This window comes from Pseudomonas sp. NPDC089408, assembly GCF_044749445.1.
Lineage (GTDB): Bacteria > Pseudomonadota > Gammaproteobacteria > Pseudomonadales > Pseudomonadaceae > Aquipseudomonas.
Genome location: NZ_JBIVHY010000002.1, coordinates 46,183 through 64,415 on the forward strand (window position 1 = coordinate 46,183; position 18,233 = coordinate 64,415).

Consider the following 18,233-nt stretch of genomic DNA (forward strand, 5'->3'; position numbering starts at 1 on the left):
TAAATGGCCGTCTGCGGGAGTGGTCGATGGTTCAGGCAAGCAGTCACGCTGAGGGCGGGCACGAGGGGAAGCAGGGCGCGGCGCGGTCGCTGGGCCTGCTCGTGGCGGCGGTCGGGGTGGTTTATGGCGATATCGGCACCAGCCCGTTGTATACCCTCAAGGAAGTCTTCACCGGCGGCTACGGGGTGCCGGTCAACCATGATGGCGTGCTGGGGATCCTGTCGCTGATCCTGTGGTCGTTGCTGTGGGTAGTGTCGTTCAAGTACGTGATGTTCATCCTGCGCGCCGACAACCAGGGCGAGGGCGGCACCATGGCGCTGACCGCGCTGGCGCGGCGGGCCACGGCGGCCTATCCGCGGTTGCGTACGCTGATGGTGATCTGTGGCCTGGTCGGCGCTTCGCTGTTCTATGGCGACAGCATGATCACCCCGGCGGTGTCGGTGCTGTCGGCGGTGGAGGGCATGGGCCTGGCCTTCGATGGTATCGACCACTGGGTGGTGCCGATTTCGCTGGTGGTGCTGGTGGCGCTGTTTTTGGTGCAAAAGCACGGTACCGAGAAGATCGGCAAGCTGTTCGGCCCGATCATGGTCACCTGGTTCGTGGTGTTGGGCGCGCTCGGCGTGCACGGCATCTCGCAAAGCCCGGAGGTGCTCAAGGCCTTCAACCCGGGCTGGGCGGTGAACTTCTTTGTGGTTCACCCGGGCATGGGCGTAGCCATTCTTGGCGCGGTGGTGCTGGCGCTGACCGGTGCCGAGGCGCTGTACGCCGACATGGGCCACTTCGGCCGCAAGCCGATCGCCCGGGCCTGGTTCATCCTGGTGCTGCCGGCGCTGGTGCTCAACTACTTTGGCCAAGGGGCGCTGCTGCTGCAGAACCCGGACGCGGCACGTAACCCGTTCTACCTGCTGGCGCCGGGCTGGGCGCTGTTGCCGTTGGTCGGGCTGGCCACCATGGCCACGGTGATCGCCTCGCAGGCAGTGATATCCGGGGCCTTCTCCCTGACCCGCCAGGCCATTCAGCTGGGCTATATCCCGCGCATGCAGATCCAGCACACCTCCAGCGACGAGCAGGGGCAGATCTACATCGGTGCGGTGAACTGGACGTTGATGGTGGGGGTGGTGTTGCTGGTGATCGGCTTCGAGTCGTCCGGTGCCCTGGCGGCGGCCTACGGCGTGGCGGTGACTGGCACCATGCTGATGACCACTGTTCTGGTATCGGCGGTGATGCTGCTGTTGTGGAAGTGGCCGCCCGTGCTGGCGGTGCCGATTCTGGTGGGCTTCCTGTTCGTGGATGGGCTGTTTTTTGCCGCCAACGTGCCGAAAATCGTGCAGGGCGGCGCCTTCCCGGTGTTGGCGGGTGGTGTGCTGTTCCTGTTGATGAGTACCTGGAAGCGCGGCAAGCAGATCCTGGTCGAACGTATTGATGAAGGTGCGCTGCCATTGCCGCTGTTTATTAGCAGCATCCGCATTCAGCCACCGCACCGGGTCGAAGGCACGGCGGTGTTCCTGACCGCGCGCTCCGATGCCGTACCGCATGCGCTGTTGCACAACATGCTGCATAACCAGGTGCTGCACAGCCAGGTGGTGTTGTTGACCGTGGTCAGTGAAGACCGGCCGCGGGTGCCTGAGCAGGAGCGCTTCGAGGTAGAGGCCTATGGTGACGGCTTCTTCCGCGTGCTGTTGCACTTTGGTTTCATGGACGAACCGGACGTGCCCGCGGCGTTGAAGTTGTGCCACCTGGACGGCCTGGATTTCACCCCGATGCGCACCACCTACTTCCTCAGCCGTGAGACGGTGATTGCTTCAAGGCTGGAGGGGATGTCGCGCTGGCGTGGCAACCTGTTTGCATTCCTGCTGAAGAATGCCAACGGTAACTTGCGTTTCTTCAACCTACCGCTGAACCGGGTGATCGAGCTGGGGACCCAGGTCGAGATCTGAGGGGTAATGTAGGCCTCAAGGCCGCACTCCCAGCTGGCCTGCATCACCTTCAAGGCATGCACAGAACCTGTAGGAGCGGCCTTGCGTCGCGATGGGCTGCGCAGCAGCCCCGGCAACTTGTGCATTTGTGCGCAAATCCAGGGGCTGCTGCGCAGCCCATCGCGACGCAAGGCCGCTCCTACACGGTCCGCGTCAGGGCTGTAAGGGGTAGACGTCAGTTCTGCTCAGCCACATTCGACTTGCCCTGGCGTGTCTCGATCTCGCCGATCAGGCGCTTGGCCAGCGCCGGGTAGTTCTCATCGAAGTGGTGGCCGCCTGGCAGCTTCATGCGTTCGCCCACGGCCGTCCCGTCGGTACAACCGCTTTCGTCGGTTTCTTCGATGCCATACACGCACACCACCTTGGCGGCAGGCAGCTTGGCCATTTCCGGCCCGGTTGGCGCTTCCTGGCCTTCCTTGCCCAGCCAGCCTTCGACTTCGATCTCGAAGCTGCCGCTGCGGGCAAAAGCCAGCAGCATCACCGCGTCGATACGCTGCTGATCCTCGGCCGGCAGGCGGTTGTAGATGGCCGGCAGCACGTCGGCGCCGAACGAGTAACCCGCCAGTACAAAGCGCTTGGTCCCCCATTTCTGCCGGTAATGCTGCATCAGCTCGGACAGGTCGGCGGCGCTTTGCTCCGGGGTCTTGTGCTGCCAGTAGTAGCGCAGGGTGTCGATGCCCACCACCGGGTAGCCCAGCTTGGCCATTTCCCCGGCGACGTCGCGATCCAGGTCGCGCCAGCCGCCATCACCGGAAAGGAACAGGGTAACGGTGTCGGTGGTCTGCCCGGCCGGCACTTCAACCACCGGGATCGCCAGCGCGTTGCCGTCGTGGCCAACCAGGGCCTGGGTCAACTGAGCCTTGAGCACTTGCGGCAGGTGGATGTCGTAGTCACTGATGCTGGTTTCGGCATTGGCCTGGTCGCGCACAAACGCGGCACTGGCGTCATCCGGGTTGTCGTTCCAGGCGACGTTCCAGTGGCCATGGGCAGCCGACTTGGGCAGCGGCGCCTGACAGCCAGGTTGCTCGACGGTGAAGTCCACGGAAATCGCCCGGGCCTTGTCATCGTTCTGCTCGGCCAGCCAGCGCCAGGCCTGGGCCGCACCAGGGCCGATACCAGCGACCAGGTTGGGTTTTTCCGGCAGTTGTGTCAGGGCCTGGTCCATCGCCTGTTGCTGCTTGCTGCAATCGTTGGGCGGCAGGATCACCTGCACCAGTTGTGCTTCACCGGCCTGGGCCAGGTCCAGCAGTTGCTTGTCGCTCAGTGCCTGGTCTTGAGGTACACCGATGGCCACGCGGACCTTGGGGTGCACGCCAGGGGTTACGCGGGTGATGCTGGTGTCATTGAGGCTCAGTTGCTCCAGGCGCGCCTCGGGGGCCGGGCGCGTCCACAGCCAGAAGGCCAGCGCGCCACCCAGGGCAGCCAGCAACAGGGGAACCAGCAGGTACAGCCAATAGCGACGGGTCATCAACGTTTCACCAATCCAGTCAGGCCACCAGCAATAAGGGCGGCGGTGTCGGCCAGTGCCACCAGCGGGTCAAGCCCGGCGGGCACGGCCATGTAACGGGGTTCCCAGTCCGGCTGGAACTTGTCCTTGAAGCGCCGCAGCCCCTGGAAGTTGTAAAGCTGCTCGCCACGGCGGAACACCATCGAGCCCAGGCGCTGGGTCAGAGGGGCGCCGCGCCTCGGCTGCAGGCCGGAAAGCGGTACCATGCCCAGGCTGAAGCGCCCGTAGTCATGGTTTTTGTAGTGCAGGATCAGGCCAATCATCATGAATTCCATGGTCAGCTTGGGTGCCTCGGGGTGTGCGCGCATCAGGTCAAGGCTGGCCAGTTCGTTGCCATGGGTTTCCAGCAAGTTGGCGAAGGCCACCGGGCGGCCCTGGAAGCGGATCAGGGCAATCCGGAAGTGCTGCAGGTAGTCCGGGCTGAAGCGTCCCAGCGAGAAGCCTTTCTCGCGTACGTTCTTGCCACCGAGCCAGGCGTCGGAAATTTCCTTCAGTTCTACCATTGGGGCGTGGCCGGGCTCGTGAATCTCCAGGCTCAGGCCATCGCGCCCACCGCGGTTCCAGGTGTAGCGCAGGTCTTTCATCTCCTTACCCTTGGCTTCGAGGTCGAAGCGGCGCAAGTCGACCCGGGCTTCTTCGCCCAGCTTCAGCGCGGTCAGGCCGATGTCCATGTAGAACGGCAGATTCTCCGCTCGCACCTGGTAAAACACCGGCCGCGCGTGGTGCAGGTCGCACAGGTCGCGGAACTGCCAGATCATCTCGGCGCGTTCCTGGGCAGGGCCGATCGGGTCGTACAGCGCCACCAGGCTGCGACCGCGCCGGGCATACATGAGGAAGGCATTGTCCCGCGGGTGGAACAGCAACGCCTTGTCGCCGGTCAGCGCCAGGCCGCCATCAGGCTGGTCGGAGGCTAGCAGAATGCGGTTGGCCCGTTGCAGCTCTTCTGCGTCGGGCAGGTGGATGACCGGCGGGGCGGTGCGCAGCAGCCAGGTCAGCGCCAGGGCCGCCAGCAACAAGGCGCTGCCCATGGCGGCGCGCAGGCCGCGTGGGGCGTCGGCATCGAGGGTGAACTGCCACCACAGCTGATGGCTGTATGGCACATCCTGGTAGGCAAACAGCAGCAGCCATACCGATGCGCCGACCACACAGGCGCTGGCCACCAGGAATACGGGCGAAAACGGCAGCTCCATCAGCCGGCTGGGGCGGTAGAACGAGCGGCGGAACAGGGCGAGCAGGGTGGCGGTAAAGGTCAGCAGGCTGGCCTCTTCCCAGTCAAAACCCTTGAGCAGCGACAACAAGGCGCCGACCAGCAACAGCACGGTGGTCAGCAGCCAGGCGGCCGACAGGCGCCGACGCAGGCCTTGGGCCAGCAGCAGACACAGCACGCCGATCAGGCTGGCGCCGAAGTGCGAGGCATCGATCAGCCGGTGGGGCACCAGGAAACCCATGTGTTCCAGGCGTGTGTCGATTTCAGGTGTGGCGCCGGAGAACAGCAGTACCACGCCGGAGAGGAACACCAGGATCGACAGGATGGGGGCGGCCAGCCCCGAGGCCGCCTTGATGGCCTGTTGCGCGAACAGCAGGCGCCGGGCCTCGTTGGCCAACAGCAACACGCAGGCCAACAGCAGTGGCAGTACCACATAGATCAGCCGGTACAGCAGCAGGGCGGCGGCCAGTGGCGCGGCACCGAGCTGGTCGGCGAAGGCTGCCAGCAATATTGCTTCGAACACCCCGACGCCGCCCGGTACGTGGCTGAGCACACCCGCGGCCAAGGCCAGTAGGTACACCAGCACGAACGCGCCGAAAGGCGGTGCTTCGGGCAGCAGCAGGTACAGCACGGTAGCGGCTGCCGCCACGTCCAGCGCAGTGATCAGCAGTTGCAGGGCGGCCAGCCGTGCATCCGGCAGGCGCAGGGTGCGCCGCCCCAGTTGCACGAGCAGGTTGTTGGCCAGTGGTTGCTCGGCCAGGCGCCGACGGTACAAGCCGATAACCAGCAGGGCAGAGGCCACCAGCACGGCGCTGGCGACGCCCGCCAGCAAGCCTGGCGCCAAACCCAGTGCGCTCGAGGCAGCCGGCAGGTTGCTCAAGGTTGCCAAGGCGGCCAGGGGCGGCAGTGCGCAGCCCAGCGACAGGCTGGCAAAAACGGTCATGCGCGCCACTTCGCCAGCACCCAGCCCCTTGCGTGCATACAAGCGGTAGCGCACCGAGCCGCCCGAGAGCATCGACAGGCCAATGGCATTGCCAATGGCAAAGGCGCTGAAACCGCCTAATACCAGGCTGCTTGCCGGCAGCTTGACCCCGGCATAGCGGCTGGCTGACCACTCGTAGCCCAGCAGGACCACGAAACCGGCCACTGTCGCCAGCAGGGCGCCCAGCAACGACTGCACCGGGACACTGAGCATGGCGTCGTGCAAGGCATAGATGTCCAGCTCGCTCAGCAGGTGGCGGCAGGCAATCAGGGCCATGGTGAACAGCAACAGGGTCACGGCCAAGCCGATAGGCTGGCGGTAGCGGCTGAGGCGTTCGAGCAAGGGCAGGCGCTGCACAGCACCGGGCAGCGCCGAGGCGAGCGGCACCGGAGGTTCGGGATTGTGCGAAGTCATGAAATGCCCCGTGCGTGCAGCGCGAGGTGAAGGAAAGGTGCGGCCAAGTGAAAGTCCCTTTGGAAAACGTATCCGGATATTACTCCGGGCAACGTGACTTTCAGTCGTCCGGCAGGGTTAAAGATAGTTCATGCAGGGCAAGACCTCTCAAGCCTGAGGGTTAGCTTGAGGGCGGTGGAATTCGAGGCGACGAAAAGCGGGGAGGGTAGAAACAACAAACCCCGCGCTGCTGTTACACAGGCGGGGTTTGTTCTGACGAATATGGTTGCGGGAGCCGGATTTGAACCGACGACCTTCGGGTTATGAGCCCGACGAGCTACCAGGCTGCTCCATCCCGCGTCAGAGGTGCGCATTCTACAGCTTGGCGGTAGGGTGTCAAGCTGTATGTGTTGAATTACTGAAGTTTTCCCGCAACGCTTTTCTGCAGGCAAACAAAAAGGCCACTGTGTTAACAGTGGCCTTTTCTTAAAGCTGGTTGCGGGAGCCGGATTTGAACCGACGACCTTCGGGTTATGAGCCCGACGAGCTACCAGACTGCTCCATCCCGCGTCTGTGGGGCGCATTCTACAGTTAATCGAATAGGTGTCAAGCGCTAGTCTTTGATTTATCGACACTTTCTCGCGATTACTTTTTGAGGCGCAAAGAAAAAGGCCACTGCGTTAACAGTGGCCTTTTCTCGAATCTGGTTGCGGGAGCCGGATTTGAACCGACGACCTTCGGGTTATGAGCCCGACGAGCTACCAGGCTGCTCCATCCCGCGCCTGTGAGATCGAATTCTACGGATTTGCGTGCTGTTGTCAAGCAATTGTTTTGGAAAAACCTTTTTTGTTCAAACCCTTAGCGTGTCGCAACGGTTCGCAGCTCAGGCGCTACGGGGCTTTCAGGCCGATTATCGCGTGGCGATGGCGGCAAGCTGTTTAAGGGCCGGGTGCATGCGGTACTATCTGTATGAATTTACAGTGCTGACGGTCATCCATGTCCTTGCGCAAGATCATCCACGTCGACTGCGATTGCTTCTACGCCGCGATCGAGATGCGTGACGACCCGCGCTTGGCTGGTCGGCCGATGGCGGTGGGCGGCTCGCCTGAGCACCGTGGAGTGATTGCCACCTGCAACTATGAGGCGCGTGCCTATGGCGTGCGTTCGGCCATGTCGTCGCGACATGCGCTGAAACTGTGCCCAGACCTGTTGATCGTCAAGCCGCGTTTCGAGGCTTACCGAGAGGCCTCGCGGGAAATCCACACGATCTTTCGCGACTACACCGAGCTGATCGAACCGCTGTCGCTGGACGAGGCCTACCTGGATGTAAGCGACAGCCAGTGGTATTCGGGCAGTGCTACACGCATCGCCGAGGATATTCGCCGGCGTGTTGCCCGCACCCTGCATATCACCGTGTCGGCGGGGGTGGCGCCAAACAAGTTTTTGGCCAAGATCGCCAGCGACTGGCGCAAGCCCAATGGGCTTTTCGTGATTACCCCAGGCGAAGTGGAAGCGTTCGTTGCCGCCTTGCCGGTGGCCAGGCTGCATGGCGTCGGCAAGGTCACAGCGGAAAAACTCACCCGGCTGGGTATCGAGACCTGCCTGGAGTTGCGTGACTGGTCACGCCTGGCGCTGGTGCGCGAGTTCGGCAGTTTTGGCGAGCGCTTGTGGGGGCTGGCGCGGGGTATTGACGAGCGCGCGGTGCACAACGACAGCCGCCGCCAGTCGGTCAGTGTGGAAAACACCTATGACACTGACTTGCCGGACCTGGCCAGTTGCCTGGCGCGCTTGCCGGAGCTGCTGGAGAACCTGAACGAACGCATCGCCCGTATGGACAGCAGTTACCGGCCGGACAAGCCGTTCGTCAAGGTCAAGTTCCATGACTTCAGCCAGACCACCCTGGAACAGGCGGGGGCGGGCAGGGACCTGGAAAGTTATCGGCAGTTGCTGGGGCAGGCGTTCGCCCGGGGTGGCAAGCCGGTGCGCTTGCTGGGGGTGGGGGTGAGGTTGCGAGACTTGCGTGGGGCGCATGAACAGCTGGAGTTGTTCACGCCTGAATAAAGAAAGCAGCTTTACGCGGTCCCCTGTAGGAGCGGCCTTGCGTCGCGATGGGCTGCAAAGCAGCCCCAGGATTTCAGCTTTAATGCATGAATTGCCGGGGCTGCTTTGCAGCCCATCGCGACGCAAGGCCGCTCCTACAAGGGATCGCGGCAGCCTGCGAGCGTGTTATTGCACCCCCGGATCAGCCACCAACCGCCCTGTGGCCTTGGTCAGCGACTGCAGAAACTCCTGTTGCAGCTCCGGGTCGTTGCGGGTCAGTTCGATCAGGCTCTGTTCCATTTCGCTGGCTTCCTCTTCAAGGCCCAGCTCGGACAGGCGCTTCACCCGGTGTACCCATTGGCCGACATCGTCATCTTCAAGGTCATCGAAAATCAGCTCATGGGCTTCGAGCAGCTTGTTGCGCAGGGTGGCGCTGACCAGCAGGCTGGCATCGCCACGTACCGCGTTGTCCTCGTCGAGCACCTGCAGGTGCAGGGTGCCGACGTGGTTGAGGTTCTGCTCGGAAAACGGGCTGTCGAGCAGGTTCAGGCGCAGTACGCCGTTACGATCGGTGGTCAACTCATGGTTCATCTTTCCAGCCTTGACCTCGACCAGTCGTTCGCTCCAGGGCAAGCTGGTGGATTCCTCGCGCTGGCCTTTCTGCACCTCACTGATGCCGGCCAGGTTCTGCTGGGCACGGCCATTGGATGCCACGTTCATGAACGGGTTGAGCCCGTCCACGCCGTAGATCAGCCAATCGTGGGTGATGCTTTGCGGCAGGTTGCCCAAGGCGAAGACGTTGACCACGTTGGCGCCAACGCCCGCCACCACGGCCACTGCACCCAGCGGGATCTCGTAGATCTCCCGCCAGGGCTGGTAAGGCGTGTAGCGGTCATAGCGCCGAGTGACTTCGAACTCGGTGACTTCGAAGCGCTTCTGCTCATGCACGCGCACACGTCGCTGCGGAAGCTCCATCACCTTCGGCTCGCCGACATCGATCTGCAGGGTGTGCTCGAGCAGTTTGCGCTCGACGCGCTCCTCATGGTCGCTGCGCTGGGACATCTGGTTGGCGCAGCCGCTGACGAGCAGGGCGCCGCACAGTGCGGCGCCCCCCAGGGTAAAGGTACTTCGCTTGTACATGATCACTCGTGCATTGGTTATCAGCGGCGAACGCGGGCCTGCAGGAAGGTCAGCACTTCATTGAGCGGCAACGCCTGGGCGTCCTGCTCGGTGCGGTGCTTGTACTCCAGGTTGCCGTCGGCCAGGCCGCGATCGCTGACCACGATGCGGTGCGGGATGCCAATCAGCTCCATGTCGGCAAACTTGATGCCTGGGCTGGTCTTCTTGTCGCGGTCGTCCAGCAGGACTTCGAAGCCGGCGGCGGTCAGTTCGGCGTACAACTTGTCAGTCGCCTCGCGCACCACCTCGGTTTCGTAGCGCAGTGGTACCAGGGCGATCTGGAACGGTGCCAGGGCGTCGTTCCAGATGATGCCTTTGTCGTCGTAGCTCTGTTCGATGGCAGCAGCGACCACGCGAGATACACCGATACCGTAGCAACCCATCGACAGCACCACCGGCTTGCCGTTCTCACCCAGTACCTGGCATTTCAGTGCCTCGCTGTACTTGGTGCCCAGCTGGAAGATATGGCCAACTTCGATGCCGCGCTTGATTACCAGGGTGCCCTGGCCGTCCGGGCTCGGGTCGCCTTCTACCACGTTACGCAGGTCGGCAACCTGTGGTACGGGCAGGTCGCGCTCCCAGTTGACGCCGAAGTAGTGCTTGTCGTCGATGTTGGCGCCGATGGCGAAGTCGCTCATCAGGGCAACCGAACGGTCGATCACCACTTCCAGCGGCAGGTTCAGCGGGCCGAGCGAGCCGGCGCCGGCGCCAATGGCGTCACGCAGTTCGGCTTCGGTGGCCATGACCAGTGGCTCGGCGACCTGTTCTAGCTTGGTGGCCTTGATTTCGTTCAGTTCGTGGTCGCCACGTACCACCAGGGCAATCAGCTTGCCCTCTTCGGCGCCACGCACGATCAGGGTTTTGACGGTCTTTTCGATCGCCAGGCCGTGGTTTTCCACCAGTTGGGCGATGGTCTTGGCTTCCGGGGTGTCAACCAGGCGCAGCTCCTCGGTAGGGGCAGGGCGCACGGTTTCACGCGGGATGGCCTCGGCCTTCTCGATGTTGGCGGCGTAGTCGGAGCTGTCGCTGAAGATCACGTCGTCTTCGCCGGACTCGGCCAGTACGTGGAATTCGTGCGAGTAGCTGCCACCGATCGAGCCGGTGTCGGCTTGCACTGGGCGGAAGTCCAGGCCCAGGCGGGTGAACACGTTGCTGTACGCCTGGTGCATGCGGTCGTAGGTTTCCTGCAGGGAAGCCTGGTCGGCATGGAACGAGTAGGCGTCCTTCATGATGAACTCGCGGCCACGCATCAAGCCGAAGCGCGGGCGGATTTCGTCACGGAACTTGGTCTGGATCTGGTACAGGTTGAGCGGCAGCTGTTTATAGCTGGACAGCTCGTTACGGGCCAGGTCGGTGATCACTTCTTCGTGGGTCGGGCCAACACAGAAGTCGCGCTGGTGGCGGTCCTTCAGGCGCAGCAGTTCCGGGCCGTACTGTTCCCAGCGACCGGATTCCTGCCACAGCTCGGCAGGCTGGATGCTTGGCATCAGCACTTCCAGGGCGCCGGCGGCGTTCATTTCCTCGCGCACCACGGCTTCGACCTTGCGCATTACCCGCAGGCCCATCGGCAGCCAGGTGTACAGGCCGGAGGCCAGTTTGCGGATCATGCCGGCACGCAGCATGAGCTGGTGGCTGATGACCACTGCGTCAGCAGGGGTTTCTTTCTGGGTGGCGAGCAAATATTGACTGGTGCGCATGGTTAGCCGTGTCGATTGCCTAAGACGTTGAAATAGCCCCGCATTGTACGGGGGTGAAACGAAGGCGTACAGGATGCCCCAGGGCGTGACACTTGTCAGCCAAGAAAAAGCCCGGCGTGATCGCCGGGCTTTTTCAGGTGGGGGGCACTGCAAGCCAGGCTTACAGGATGCTCAGCGGGTATTCCACGATCAGGCGCAGTTCGTCGATCGATGGGGAGCCGTAGTACACGCCATCGCCCGAACGGTAGGTGGCCTGACGTACGCGGAAGCTCAGGTCCTTGGCAGGGCCGCTCTGCATCACGTACTTGACGTCGATGTCGCGTTCCCATTCCTTACCGTCGTCGGTGGTGCGGGTGGTTGCACCGGTACCGCGCACGTAGCGGGTCATGAAGGTCAGGCCAGGTACACCGAACTCGGCAAAGTTCAGGTCGTAACGTGCCTGCCAGGATTTTTCGTCTTCGGCGTTGAAGTCGGAACGGGCCACGGAGTTGGCCAGGAAGACCGTGCCGCCACCGTCCACGCCGTAGGCGTAGTCGCCGTCGCCGCTGACTTTCTGGTAAGCCAGGGTGAAGGTGTGGGCGCCGATGTTGTAGGCGGCCGACAGGCTGGCTGCAATGTTGTCCAGGTCGTTGCTGCCGTCGGACTTGCTGACGAATGCACCTGTCAGGTTGTTGCCGATCGACTTGGTATCATAGATGTTGAAGTCGAACACCAGGCCTTGCTTGTCGCTGATCGGCAGTGCCCAGTTGATGTTGCCGTACCACTTGCGGAAGTGATCTTCGATGTGCGAGTAGTAAACGCTGGTGCTAAGGTTATCGGTAAAGGCGTAGGTGCCACCGAAGACGTTGGCCTCAGTCAGGTTCAGGCTGTCGTGGTAGGTTTGAGCCTGGGCATTCAGCGCGGTGAAGTGACCGGCGTGCAGGGTCAGGCCATCGATCTCGTTGCTGGTGATCAAGCCACCTTCAGCAACTTCCGGCAGCAGTCGGCTGTCGTCGGTGGCCAGCACTGGCAGTGCGGTGAACTGGTCGCCCCACTTCAGTACGGTGTTGGAAATGCGCATTTTTACAGCGCCGCCAGCTTCCGAGTAGTCATCTTGCGAACGACCGTCGGAGCCTTCCGGGAACAGGCCCGTGCCGGCACGGCCGCGGCCGCTGTCCAGTTTGATGCCGAGCATGCCGATGGCGTCTACGCCAAAGCCCACGGTGCCCTGGGTGAAGCCCGATTCGAAGGTGCCAAGGAAGCCGAGGCCGGTTTCCTCAACACGGCTCTGAGTGCCAGGCTCGTTATTGCGGAAGTCACGGCTGAAATACAGCATGCGGGTCTTGACGTTCAGCTTGCTGTCTTCAACGAAACCTTTGGACTCGTCTTGTGCCGAGGCCATTGCCAACTGCGAGGTCCCTGCCGCAACGGCCAGGGCGATCATGCTCCACTTCATCACGCGCATCGTGATTTGCTCCTTTGGTTTTTAGGAAGAGTACCGCTGCGTCCAAGTGTTTTAGTTATATGGGGCAGCTCTTTCTTGTTATGTCGGCGAAAAGGTATAGCACGCTGACTGTTGTTGGCGATATGGCGATAAACACTCTTTTCGGAACTTTTTCACCATGTCGCTTTTAGGTAGTTCCATGTCGCAAATCACGCCCCCGGTTTAAGGGTCGTATAACCCCAGCGCTGTTCCTGTCACCGTAACGAACCTGTAACGCGTGGTTCCGGTTGAAGAAACTCCCTGGTAACCAATGCCGCTGTTGTTATTTGTCGCGTACACCTGGTACTGCAGATGTCGTGCCGACTTGGCGTGAAGGGAATGCAACAAGCGTGCTCAAAATTCGCAACACTTCATGAAATTTTCACAAAACCTGCTACCGAGGGTCGGAAAGTGCCGTAAATACTGGGCGAAGCCACCTTGCTGGCATGTTGGAGTCGAGAATCATTAAAGTTTAAAAAGCTGTCAGTAAAGTCAATGTGTTACCGCAACTTGTTCATGCAGACTCGTTTGTGGTGTGGCAAGCGGGGTGGGTGTGAGTAATCGGCCTCATTTTGGTGCGAAAAGTAGCGCTGTGTTACCGGGAATGTGCAAGGTATCCTTGCAGGCCTGTTCACCGCTTGAAGCGGGTTGCTTTTGCCTTAAGGAGATATGCCGTGTTCGTCCTCGATTCGCGTTTGCAGCAGGATTCCCTGGTGCTGGGGGAATTTGCGCTGTGCCAGCTGCTGCTGAGCAAGGATGCCAACTACCCATGGTTCATCCTGGTGCCCAAGCGCCCCGACGTCAGTGAGCTGTTCGATCTGGATGCGGCAGAACAGCAGCAGCTGTGGCAGGAAACCACCCAGTTGGCGCAAGCGCTGAAGGCCAGTTACGGCGCGGATAAAATGAACGTGGCAACGCTGGGCAACGTGGTCAGCCAACTGCACATGCATGTGATCGTGCGCCAGCGCGACGACGCTGCCTGGCCTGCACCGGTGTGGGGCAAGTGCCCGGCAGTGGCTTATACCGATGACCAGTTGCAGGCCGTGCGCGAGCGTCTGCGCGGGCTGCAGCTTGCCGGTTACCAGGAGGCCTGAAATGTCGCTGGAAATGCGTATGGTTGAGCTGGAAACCCGTCAGGCGTTTCAGGATGACACCATTCAGGCGTTGAACGATGTGGTTGTCGAGCAGGGGCGGGTGATCGAACGCCTGCAAATGCAGGTGGCCGAGCTGATCAAACGCTATGAAGAGATGGTCGGCCAGTACGGCAGCGAAGGGGAAGAGGCGCCGCCGCCGCATTATTGATCCCGAAGCCAGTCAGTTAAGCGGTAAAGCCTGAGGTGGGCTTGCCTTGAAATGTTGAGTGTCTGTGAGATCGAGCGCCGCCCGCGCGGCGCTTCGCGGCACAAGGCCGCTCCCACATCTGTTTCGGGCCAATTATTCCTGTGCCTGTGGCGCGCGCACCCTGGGTGTATGGCTGGCGTTTGATGAAGAGCAGAGGCGCAGCCGATATCGAATGGAACAAACAAGGCAGGCGCAGGAGATCTCACAGGAGTAACTGGCCCGAAACAGATGTGGGAGCGGCCTTGTGCCGCGAAGCGCCGCGCGGGCGGCGCTCGATCGCATAGGCGATGCTAAAGGCACGGCGAACGTCTCTCAGCGGCGGGTAACGGCCACCACGTCTTCAGCCTGTAGGCCCTTGTCACGGTGCATCACCGAAAATTCCACGCGCTGCCCTTCAACCAGAATGCGGTGGCCTTCGCCACGAATGGCGCGAAAGTGCACGAAGATGTCATCACCCGAGTCACGGGAAATGAAGCCAAAGCCTTTCGACGTGTTGAACCATTTGACGGTACCCGTATCGCGATTGCCGCCATCTTGCACCGTATGTTGGCTGTTGCGTGCCTTGCGCGGGCTGCGGGCAAAGCCCACGGCCAGGTGCAGGGCCACGGCCAGCGTGGCGCAGACCAGGGCAGCCAGGTTGCCCATTTCCGGGCGGGCCAGCAGGGTGAGGGTCTGCAGCACCACGGCGACCACCAACAAGGCGCAGGCCAAGTGTTGCAGTTGCTGGCGTGCACCGCGGTAATACAGGGGCACGACCGGGGCCAGGACCAGGTTAAGCAGGCCGAGCAGGGCCAGGTAGACCGCGTCGGGTTGCTGCAGGAAGGGTGTTGCATCGGTTTTCAGGCTGGGCATGAGCGATAGCAGCAAAGCTGCCACGCCCGTCACCAGATGGACGATCTTGAACATGGGGTTGGCTCACAGTTGATAAGGCCGATCACAGGAAGAGCTGGCAGCACGGTGCGCATGAGGTGTAAAGCGCGAACACGTGGCAGGCCAGCCTATGCACCCGGCAATGACAGTCCGCACGGGTGGCACCGTGCCTATTTAACAGTAAAGCCGCAGGCTACTCAAACCGCAGGCCGCCCGGCGGGCGAAGTGTTGCGCCATGTCACATGCGCCAGGCGCCAAGTGTTGCTACAGTGGTCGGCGCCCGCTTGAGTCTCAAGCCTTATGGAAAGGGGAACTTCATGGCAATCGATATCGGTATCAGTGAAGAAGATCGCAAGTCCATCGTCGATGGGCTGTCCCGCCTGTTGTCGGATACCTACGTGCTGTATCTGAAAACCCATAACTTTCACTGGAACGTCACCGGCCCGTCGTTCCGTACCCTGCACCTGATGTTCGAAGAGCAGTACAACGAACTGGCGCTGGCGGTCGACTCGATCGCCGAGCGCATCCGCGCGCTGGGCTTCCCGGCGCCGGGGTCGTATGCATTCTATGCACGGCACTCGTCGATCAAGGAGGAGGAAGGCGTGCCACCTGCCGAAGAGATGATCCGCCAGTTGGTGCAGGGCCAGGAAGCCGTGGTGCGCACCGCACGCAGCATATTCCCGGTGGTGGACAAGGTCAGTGACGAGCCGACCGCCGACCTGCTGACCCAACGCATGCAGGTGCACGAGAAGACCGCGTGGATGCTGCGGGTGCTGCTCGACGGCAATTGAGTTCACAGGTCCGTCCGGCCTGCACAGATCCTTGTGGGAGCGGCCTTGCGTCGCGATGGGCTGCACAGCAGCCCCAAGATTGCAGTCTCCGCAAAGAGTGCCGGGGCTGCTGCGCAGCCCATCGCGACACAAGGCCGCTCCCACAGGTTCTGTGGAGGCCTTATGTATTTTGTGCAGGAACATTTTGCCGCTGCTTTAAGCTCGCCCATCAGCGCTTCATAGGCCACCTGGTACCTGTGACGAGGAAGTGTGGCGCATGATGCAAGCGAGCAAGCGTGTAATTGGCCAGGGGCGTTGGCCGGGAAAGCAGTGCATCGACCCGTTCAGGGCGGATTTCGACATGCTGCAGACCCAGCCGGTGTCGCGCTCGGTACGGCTCAACGGCTTTTCTACCTGTCTGCGCCTGGAGGCCGTCTACTGGGGCATCCTCGAGCGCATCGCCGCCGCCAACCGCTGTTCGGTCAGTGCGGTATTGTCCTATGTCGACCGCGAGGTCCACCTGCGCCAGGGCGGGGTGCGCAATTTCAGCGGGCTGATCCGGGTGATCTGCGTGGCGTGGCTGCAAGACCCGCCAAGTGTGCGCTGATCGCCTGGCAGGCTGCGCAGTGCTTGCTAACCATATATAATCCCGCTTTTTGCTGCCCCGGCAGCCAGCGTTATGGTTGACGAGAGACACCCATGCCCCTTTATGACTATCAATGTGCATCCTGCGATCACCGTATGGAAGCGCTGCAGAAGATCAGCGCCGCGCCGCTGACCGATTGCCCGGCCTGTCAGGCGCCAGCGCTGAAGAAGCTGCTGTCGGTGCCAGGCTTCCGCCTGAGCGGTAACGGTTGGTACGAAACCGACTTCAAGACCGGGGCAAAAAAGAATCTGGCAGGCGGCGACAAGGCCGACTGAGTTGAATGCTGTGACCGGGTCTTGCAGTATTAGCCCTCCGGGCGGCCAAGGCCTCCACCGAATACACGAATCACGAGAAGCGAAACCACCATCATGATGCGCAGCCATTATTGCGGCCAACTGAACGAGAGCCTGGACGGCCAGGAAGTCACCCTTTGCGGCTGGGTCCATCGTCGCCGCGACCACGGCGGGGTGATCTTCCTCGACATCCGTGACCGCGAAGGCATGGCCCAGGTCGTGTTCGACCCGGATCGCGCCGAAACCTTCGCCGCCGCCGACCGCGTGCGCAGCGAGTACGTCGTGCAGCTTACCGGCAAGGTCCGCAAGCGCCCGGAAGGTGCAGTCAACGCCAACATGGCCTCCGGCGCCATCGAGATTCTCGGCTACCAGCTGACCGTGCTCAACGAAGCGGAAACCCCGCCGTTCCCGCTGAACGAATACTCCGACGTCGGCGAGGAAACCCGCCTGCGCTACCGCTTCATCGACCTGCGTCGCCCGGAAATGGCCGACAAGCTGCGCCTGCGTTCGCGCATTACCAGCAGCATCCGTCGCTTCCTCGACGAAAACGGCTTCCTCGACGTCGAAACCCCGATCCTCACCCGTGCTACCCCGGAAGGCGCGCGCGACTACCTGGTACCTAGCCGTACCCACGCCGGTAGCTTCTTCGCCCTGCCGCAGTCGCCGCAGCTGTTCAAGCAGCTGCTGATGGTCGCCGGCTTCGACCGTTACTACCAGATCGCCAAGTGCTTCCGTGACGAAGACCTGCGGGCCGACCGCCAGCCGGAATTCACCCAGATCGACATCGAGACCAGCTTCCTCGATGAAAGCGAGATCATGGGCCTGACCGAAAGCATGATCCGCAAGCTGTTCAAGGAAGTGCTCGACCTGGAATTCGGCGAATTCCCGCACATGACCTTCGAAGAAGCCATGCGCCGCTACGGTTCCGACAAGCCAGACCTGCGTAACCCGCTGGAACTGGTTGATGTTGCCGACCAGTTGAAAGATGTCGACTTCAAGGTATTCGCCGGCCCGGCCAATGATCCGAAGTGCCGCGTGACCGCCCTGCGCCTGCCAGGCGGCGCCAGCATGCCGCGCAGCAAGATCGACGAGTACACCAAGTTCGTTGGCATCTACGGTGCCAAGGGCCTGGCCTACATCAAGGTCAACGAGCGCGCCAAGGGCGTCGAAGGCCTGCAGTCGCCGATCGTCAAGAACATCCCTGAGGCCAACCTCAACAACATCCTCGACCGCGTTGGCGCCGTAGACGGCGACATCGTGTTCTTCGGTGCCGACAAGTTCAAGGTGGTCAGCGAAGCGCTGGGCGCGCTGCGTATCCGCCTGGGCCACGACTTCGAGCTGCTGACCTGCGAGTGGGCGCCGATGTGGGTCGTCGACTTCCCGATGTTCGAAGAGAACGAAGACGGCAGCTTCACTGCGCTGCACCACCCGTTCACCGCGCCGAAGTGCACCCCGGAAGAGCTCGAGGCCAACCCGGCCACCGCGCTGTCGCGTGCCTACGACATGGTCCTGAACGGTACCGAGCTGGGTGGCGGTTCGATCCGTATCCATCGCAAAGAGATGCAGCAGGCCGTGTTCCGCCTGCTGGGTATCGAAGCAGAAGAACAGGAAGAGAAATTCGGCTTCCTGCTCGACGCCCTGAAGTTCGGTGCACCGCCTCACGGTGGCCTGGCCTTCGGCCTGGACCGCCTGGTCATGCTGATGACCGGCGCCCAGTCGATTCGTGAAGTGATTGCCTTCCCGAAAACCCAGAGCGCTGCGTGTGTCATGACCCAGGCCCCTGGCCTGGTCGACGCCAAGGCCCTGCGCGAGCTGCACATCCGACTGCGCGAACAGACCAAGGTCGAATAAGCAGTCCCGGGCGCATCCA

The 18,233-nt window shown here is 62.0% G+C and carries 14 protein-coding genes and 3 tRNA genes; 8 read left to right on the top strand and 9 right to left on the bottom strand.

What is annotated here, in order from left to right:
* Positions 1 to 26 precede the first annotated feature (26 nt).
* Positions 27 to 1,937 carry a potassium transporter Kup gene (locus tag ACIP02_RS03650; RefSeq protein ID WP_400613349.1) on the top strand — a complete coding sequence of 637 codons (1,911 nt, stop codon included), beginning with the start codon at positions 27 to 29 and terminating at the stop codon, positions 1,935 to 1,937.
* Between the two features lie 214 nt (positions 1,938 to 2,151).
* On the opposite strand, the gene ACIP02_RS03655 is transcribed toward ACIP02_RS03650, so the two are convergent.
* The 5 genes from ACIP02_RS03655 to ACIP02_RS03675 all read right to left on the bottom strand — a co-directional run bounded on the left by ACIP02_RS03655 (position 2,152) and on the right by ACIP02_RS03675 (position 6,846).
* Positions 2,152 to 3,444: a virulence factor family protein gene (locus tag ACIP02_RS03655; protein ID WP_400613351.1), complete on the bottom strand. Its 1,293-nt coding sequence runs from the start codon at positions 3,442 to 3,444 to the stop codon at positions 2,152 to 2,154.
* Entirely contained in the window at positions 3,444 to 6,086 is a 2,643-nt protein-coding gene (gene mprF / locus ACIP02_RS03660) for a bifunctional lysylphosphatidylglycerol flippase/synthetase MprF (protein ID WP_400613353.1), read from the bottom strand. Before mprF ends, ACIP02_RS03655 begins: the two co-directional genes overlap by 1 nt.
* Positions 6,087 to 6,348: 262 nt before the next feature.
* Positions 6,349 to 6,425, bottom strand: a tRNA-Met gene (locus ACIP02_RS03665).
* Positions 6,426 to 6,558: 133 nt separating this feature from the next.
* Positions 6,559 to 6,635: transfer RNA gene (locus ACIP02_RS03670), tRNA-Met, on the bottom strand.
* Between the two features lie 134 nt (positions 6,636 to 6,769).
* Positions 6,770 to 6,846 (bottom strand) — tRNA-Met (locus tag ACIP02_RS03675).
* Between the two features lie 221 nt (positions 6,847 to 7,067).
* On the opposite strand from ACIP02_RS03675, the gene dinB reads away from it, so the two are divergent.
* Complete coding sequence (dinB, locus tag ACIP02_RS03680) at positions 7,068 to 8,126, top strand: DNA polymerase IV (protein WP_400614137.1); 1,059 nt, start codon at positions 7,068 to 7,070, stop codon at positions 8,124 to 8,126.
* 165 nt (positions 8,127 to 8,291) lie between these two features.
* Here the strand turns inward: dinB and ACIP02_RS03685 are convergent, their stop codons facing one another.
* The 3 genes from ACIP02_RS03685 to ACIP02_RS03695 form a co-directional block, all read right to left on the bottom strand.
* Complete coding sequence (locus tag ACIP02_RS03685) at positions 8,292 to 9,245, bottom strand: hypothetical protein (RefSeq protein ID WP_400613355.1); 954 nt, start codon at positions 9,243 to 9,245, stop codon at positions 8,292 to 8,294.
* 20 nt (positions 9,246 to 9,265) lie between these two features.
* Entirely contained in the window at positions 9,266 to 10,981 is a 1,716-nt protein-coding gene (locus tag ACIP02_RS03690) for a proline--tRNA ligase (protein ID WP_400613357.1), read from the bottom strand.
* A gap of 160 nt (positions 10,982 to 11,141) precedes the next feature.
* Positions 11,142 to 12,425, bottom strand: coding sequence for an OprD family porin (locus ACIP02_RS03695; protein WP_400613360.1), 1,284 nt, complete (start codon positions 12,423 to 12,425; stop codon positions 11,142 to 11,144).
* Between the two features lie 692 nt (positions 12,426 to 13,117).
* On the opposite strand from ACIP02_RS03695, the gene ACIP02_RS03700 reads away from it, so the two are divergent.
* Both ACIP02_RS03700 and ACIP02_RS03705 read left to right on the top strand, forming a co-directional pair.
* Positions 13,118 to 13,537, top strand: a complete 420-nt coding sequence (locus tag ACIP02_RS03700) for an HIT family protein (protein WP_400613362.1) — start codon at positions 13,118 to 13,120, stop codon at positions 13,535 to 13,537.
* A gap of 1 nt (position 13,538) precedes the next feature.
* Positions 13,539 to 13,745, top strand: a complete 207-nt coding sequence (locus ACIP02_RS03705; RefSeq protein WP_400613364.1) for a SlyX family protein — start codon at positions 13,539 to 13,541, stop codon at positions 13,743 to 13,745.
* A gap of 351 nt (positions 13,746 to 14,096) precedes the next feature.
* Here ACIP02_RS03705 and ACIP02_RS03710 read toward each other — a convergent pair whose 3' ends face one another.
* The gene (locus ACIP02_RS03710) at positions 14,097 to 14,690 is read right to left on the bottom strand and encodes a cold shock domain-containing protein membrane protein (RefSeq protein ID WP_201204515.1); all 594 of its coding nucleotides are present in this window, start codon (positions 14,688 to 14,690) and stop codon (positions 14,097 to 14,099) included.
* 281 nt (positions 14,691 to 14,971) lie between these two features.
* Here ACIP02_RS03710 and ACIP02_RS03715 point away from each other — a divergent pair, with 281 nt between their 5' ends.
* The 4 genes from ACIP02_RS03715 to aspS all read left to right on the top strand — a co-directional run bounded on the left by ACIP02_RS03715 (position 14,972) and on the right by aspS (position 18,214).
* A complete protein-coding gene (locus tag ACIP02_RS03715; protein WP_028690591.1) occupies positions 14,972 to 15,445 on the top strand; it encodes a Dps family protein in 474 nt (157 codons plus the stop codon).
* 256 nt (positions 15,446 to 15,701) lie between these two features.
* Positions 15,702 to 16,031 carry a ribbon-helix-helix domain-containing protein gene (locus tag ACIP02_RS03720; protein ID WP_400613368.1) on the top strand — a complete coding sequence of 110 codons (330 nt, stop codon included), beginning with the start codon at positions 15,702 to 15,704 and terminating at the stop codon, positions 16,029 to 16,031.
* 92 nt (positions 16,032 to 16,123) lie between these two features.
* Entirely contained in the window at positions 16,124 to 16,345 is a 222-nt protein-coding gene (locus tag ACIP02_RS03725) for an FmdB family zinc ribbon protein (RefSeq protein ID WP_027919960.1), read from the top strand.
* A gap of 93 nt (positions 16,346 to 16,438) precedes the next feature.
* On the top strand, positions 16,439 to 18,214 hold the full coding sequence (gene aspS / locus ACIP02_RS03730) for an aspartate--tRNA ligase (RefSeq protein ID WP_400613370.1): 1,776 nt from the start codon (positions 16,439 to 16,441) through the stop codon (positions 18,212 to 18,214).
* The last annotated feature ends 19 nt before the right edge of the window (positions 18,215 to 18,233 follow it).

What these genes read in the sequence shown, in the direction of transcription:
- ACIP02_RS03650 (WP_400613349.1), top strand. Translation starts at nt 27, where the DNA reads ATGGTTCAGGCAAGCAGTCACGCTGAGGGCGGGCACGAGGGGAAGCAG.
- ACIP02_RS03655 (WP_400613351.1), bottom strand. Translation starts at nt 3,444, where the DNA reads ATGACCCGTCGCTATTGGCTGTACCTGCTGGTTCCCCTGTTGCTGGCT.
- mprF (WP_400613353.1), bottom strand. Translation starts at nt 6,086, where the DNA reads ATGACTTCGCACAATCCCGAACCTCCGGTGCCGCTCGCCTCGGCGCTG.
- ACIP02_RS03685 (WP_400613355.1), bottom strand. Translation starts at nt 9,245, where the DNA reads ATGTACAAGCGAAGTACCTTTACCCTGGGGGGCGCCGCACTGTGCGGC.
- ACIP02_RS03690 (WP_400613357.1), bottom strand. Translation starts at nt 10,981, where the DNA reads ATGCGCACCAGTCAATATTTGCTCGCCACCCAGAAAGAAACCCCTGCT.
- ACIP02_RS03695 (WP_400613360.1), bottom strand. Translation starts at nt 12,425, where the DNA reads ATGCGCGTGATGAAGTGGAGCATGATCGCCCTGGCCGTTGCGGCAGGG.
- ACIP02_RS03705 (WP_400613364.1), top strand. Translation starts at nt 13,539, where the DNA reads ATGTCGCTGGAAATGCGTATGGTTGAGCTGGAAACCCGTCAGGCGTTT.
- ACIP02_RS03710 (WP_201204515.1), bottom strand. Translation starts at nt 14,690, where the DNA reads ATGTTCAAGATCGTCCATCTGGTGACGGGCGTGGCAGCTTTGCTGCTA.
- ACIP02_RS03715 (WP_028690591.1), top strand. Translation starts at nt 14,972, where the DNA reads ATGGCAATCGATATCGGTATCAGTGAAGAAGATCGCAAGTCCATCGTC.
- ACIP02_RS03720 (WP_400613368.1), top strand. Translation starts at nt 15,702, where the DNA reads ATGATGCAAGCGAGCAAGCGTGTAATTGGCCAGGGGCGTTGGCCGGGA.
- ACIP02_RS03725 (WP_027919960.1), top strand. Translation starts at nt 16,124, where the DNA reads ATGCCCCTTTATGACTATCAATGTGCATCCTGCGATCACCGTATGGAA.
- aspS (WP_400613370.1), top strand. Translation starts at nt 16,439, where the DNA reads ATGATGCGCAGCCATTATTGCGGCCAACTGAACGAGAGCCTGGACGGC.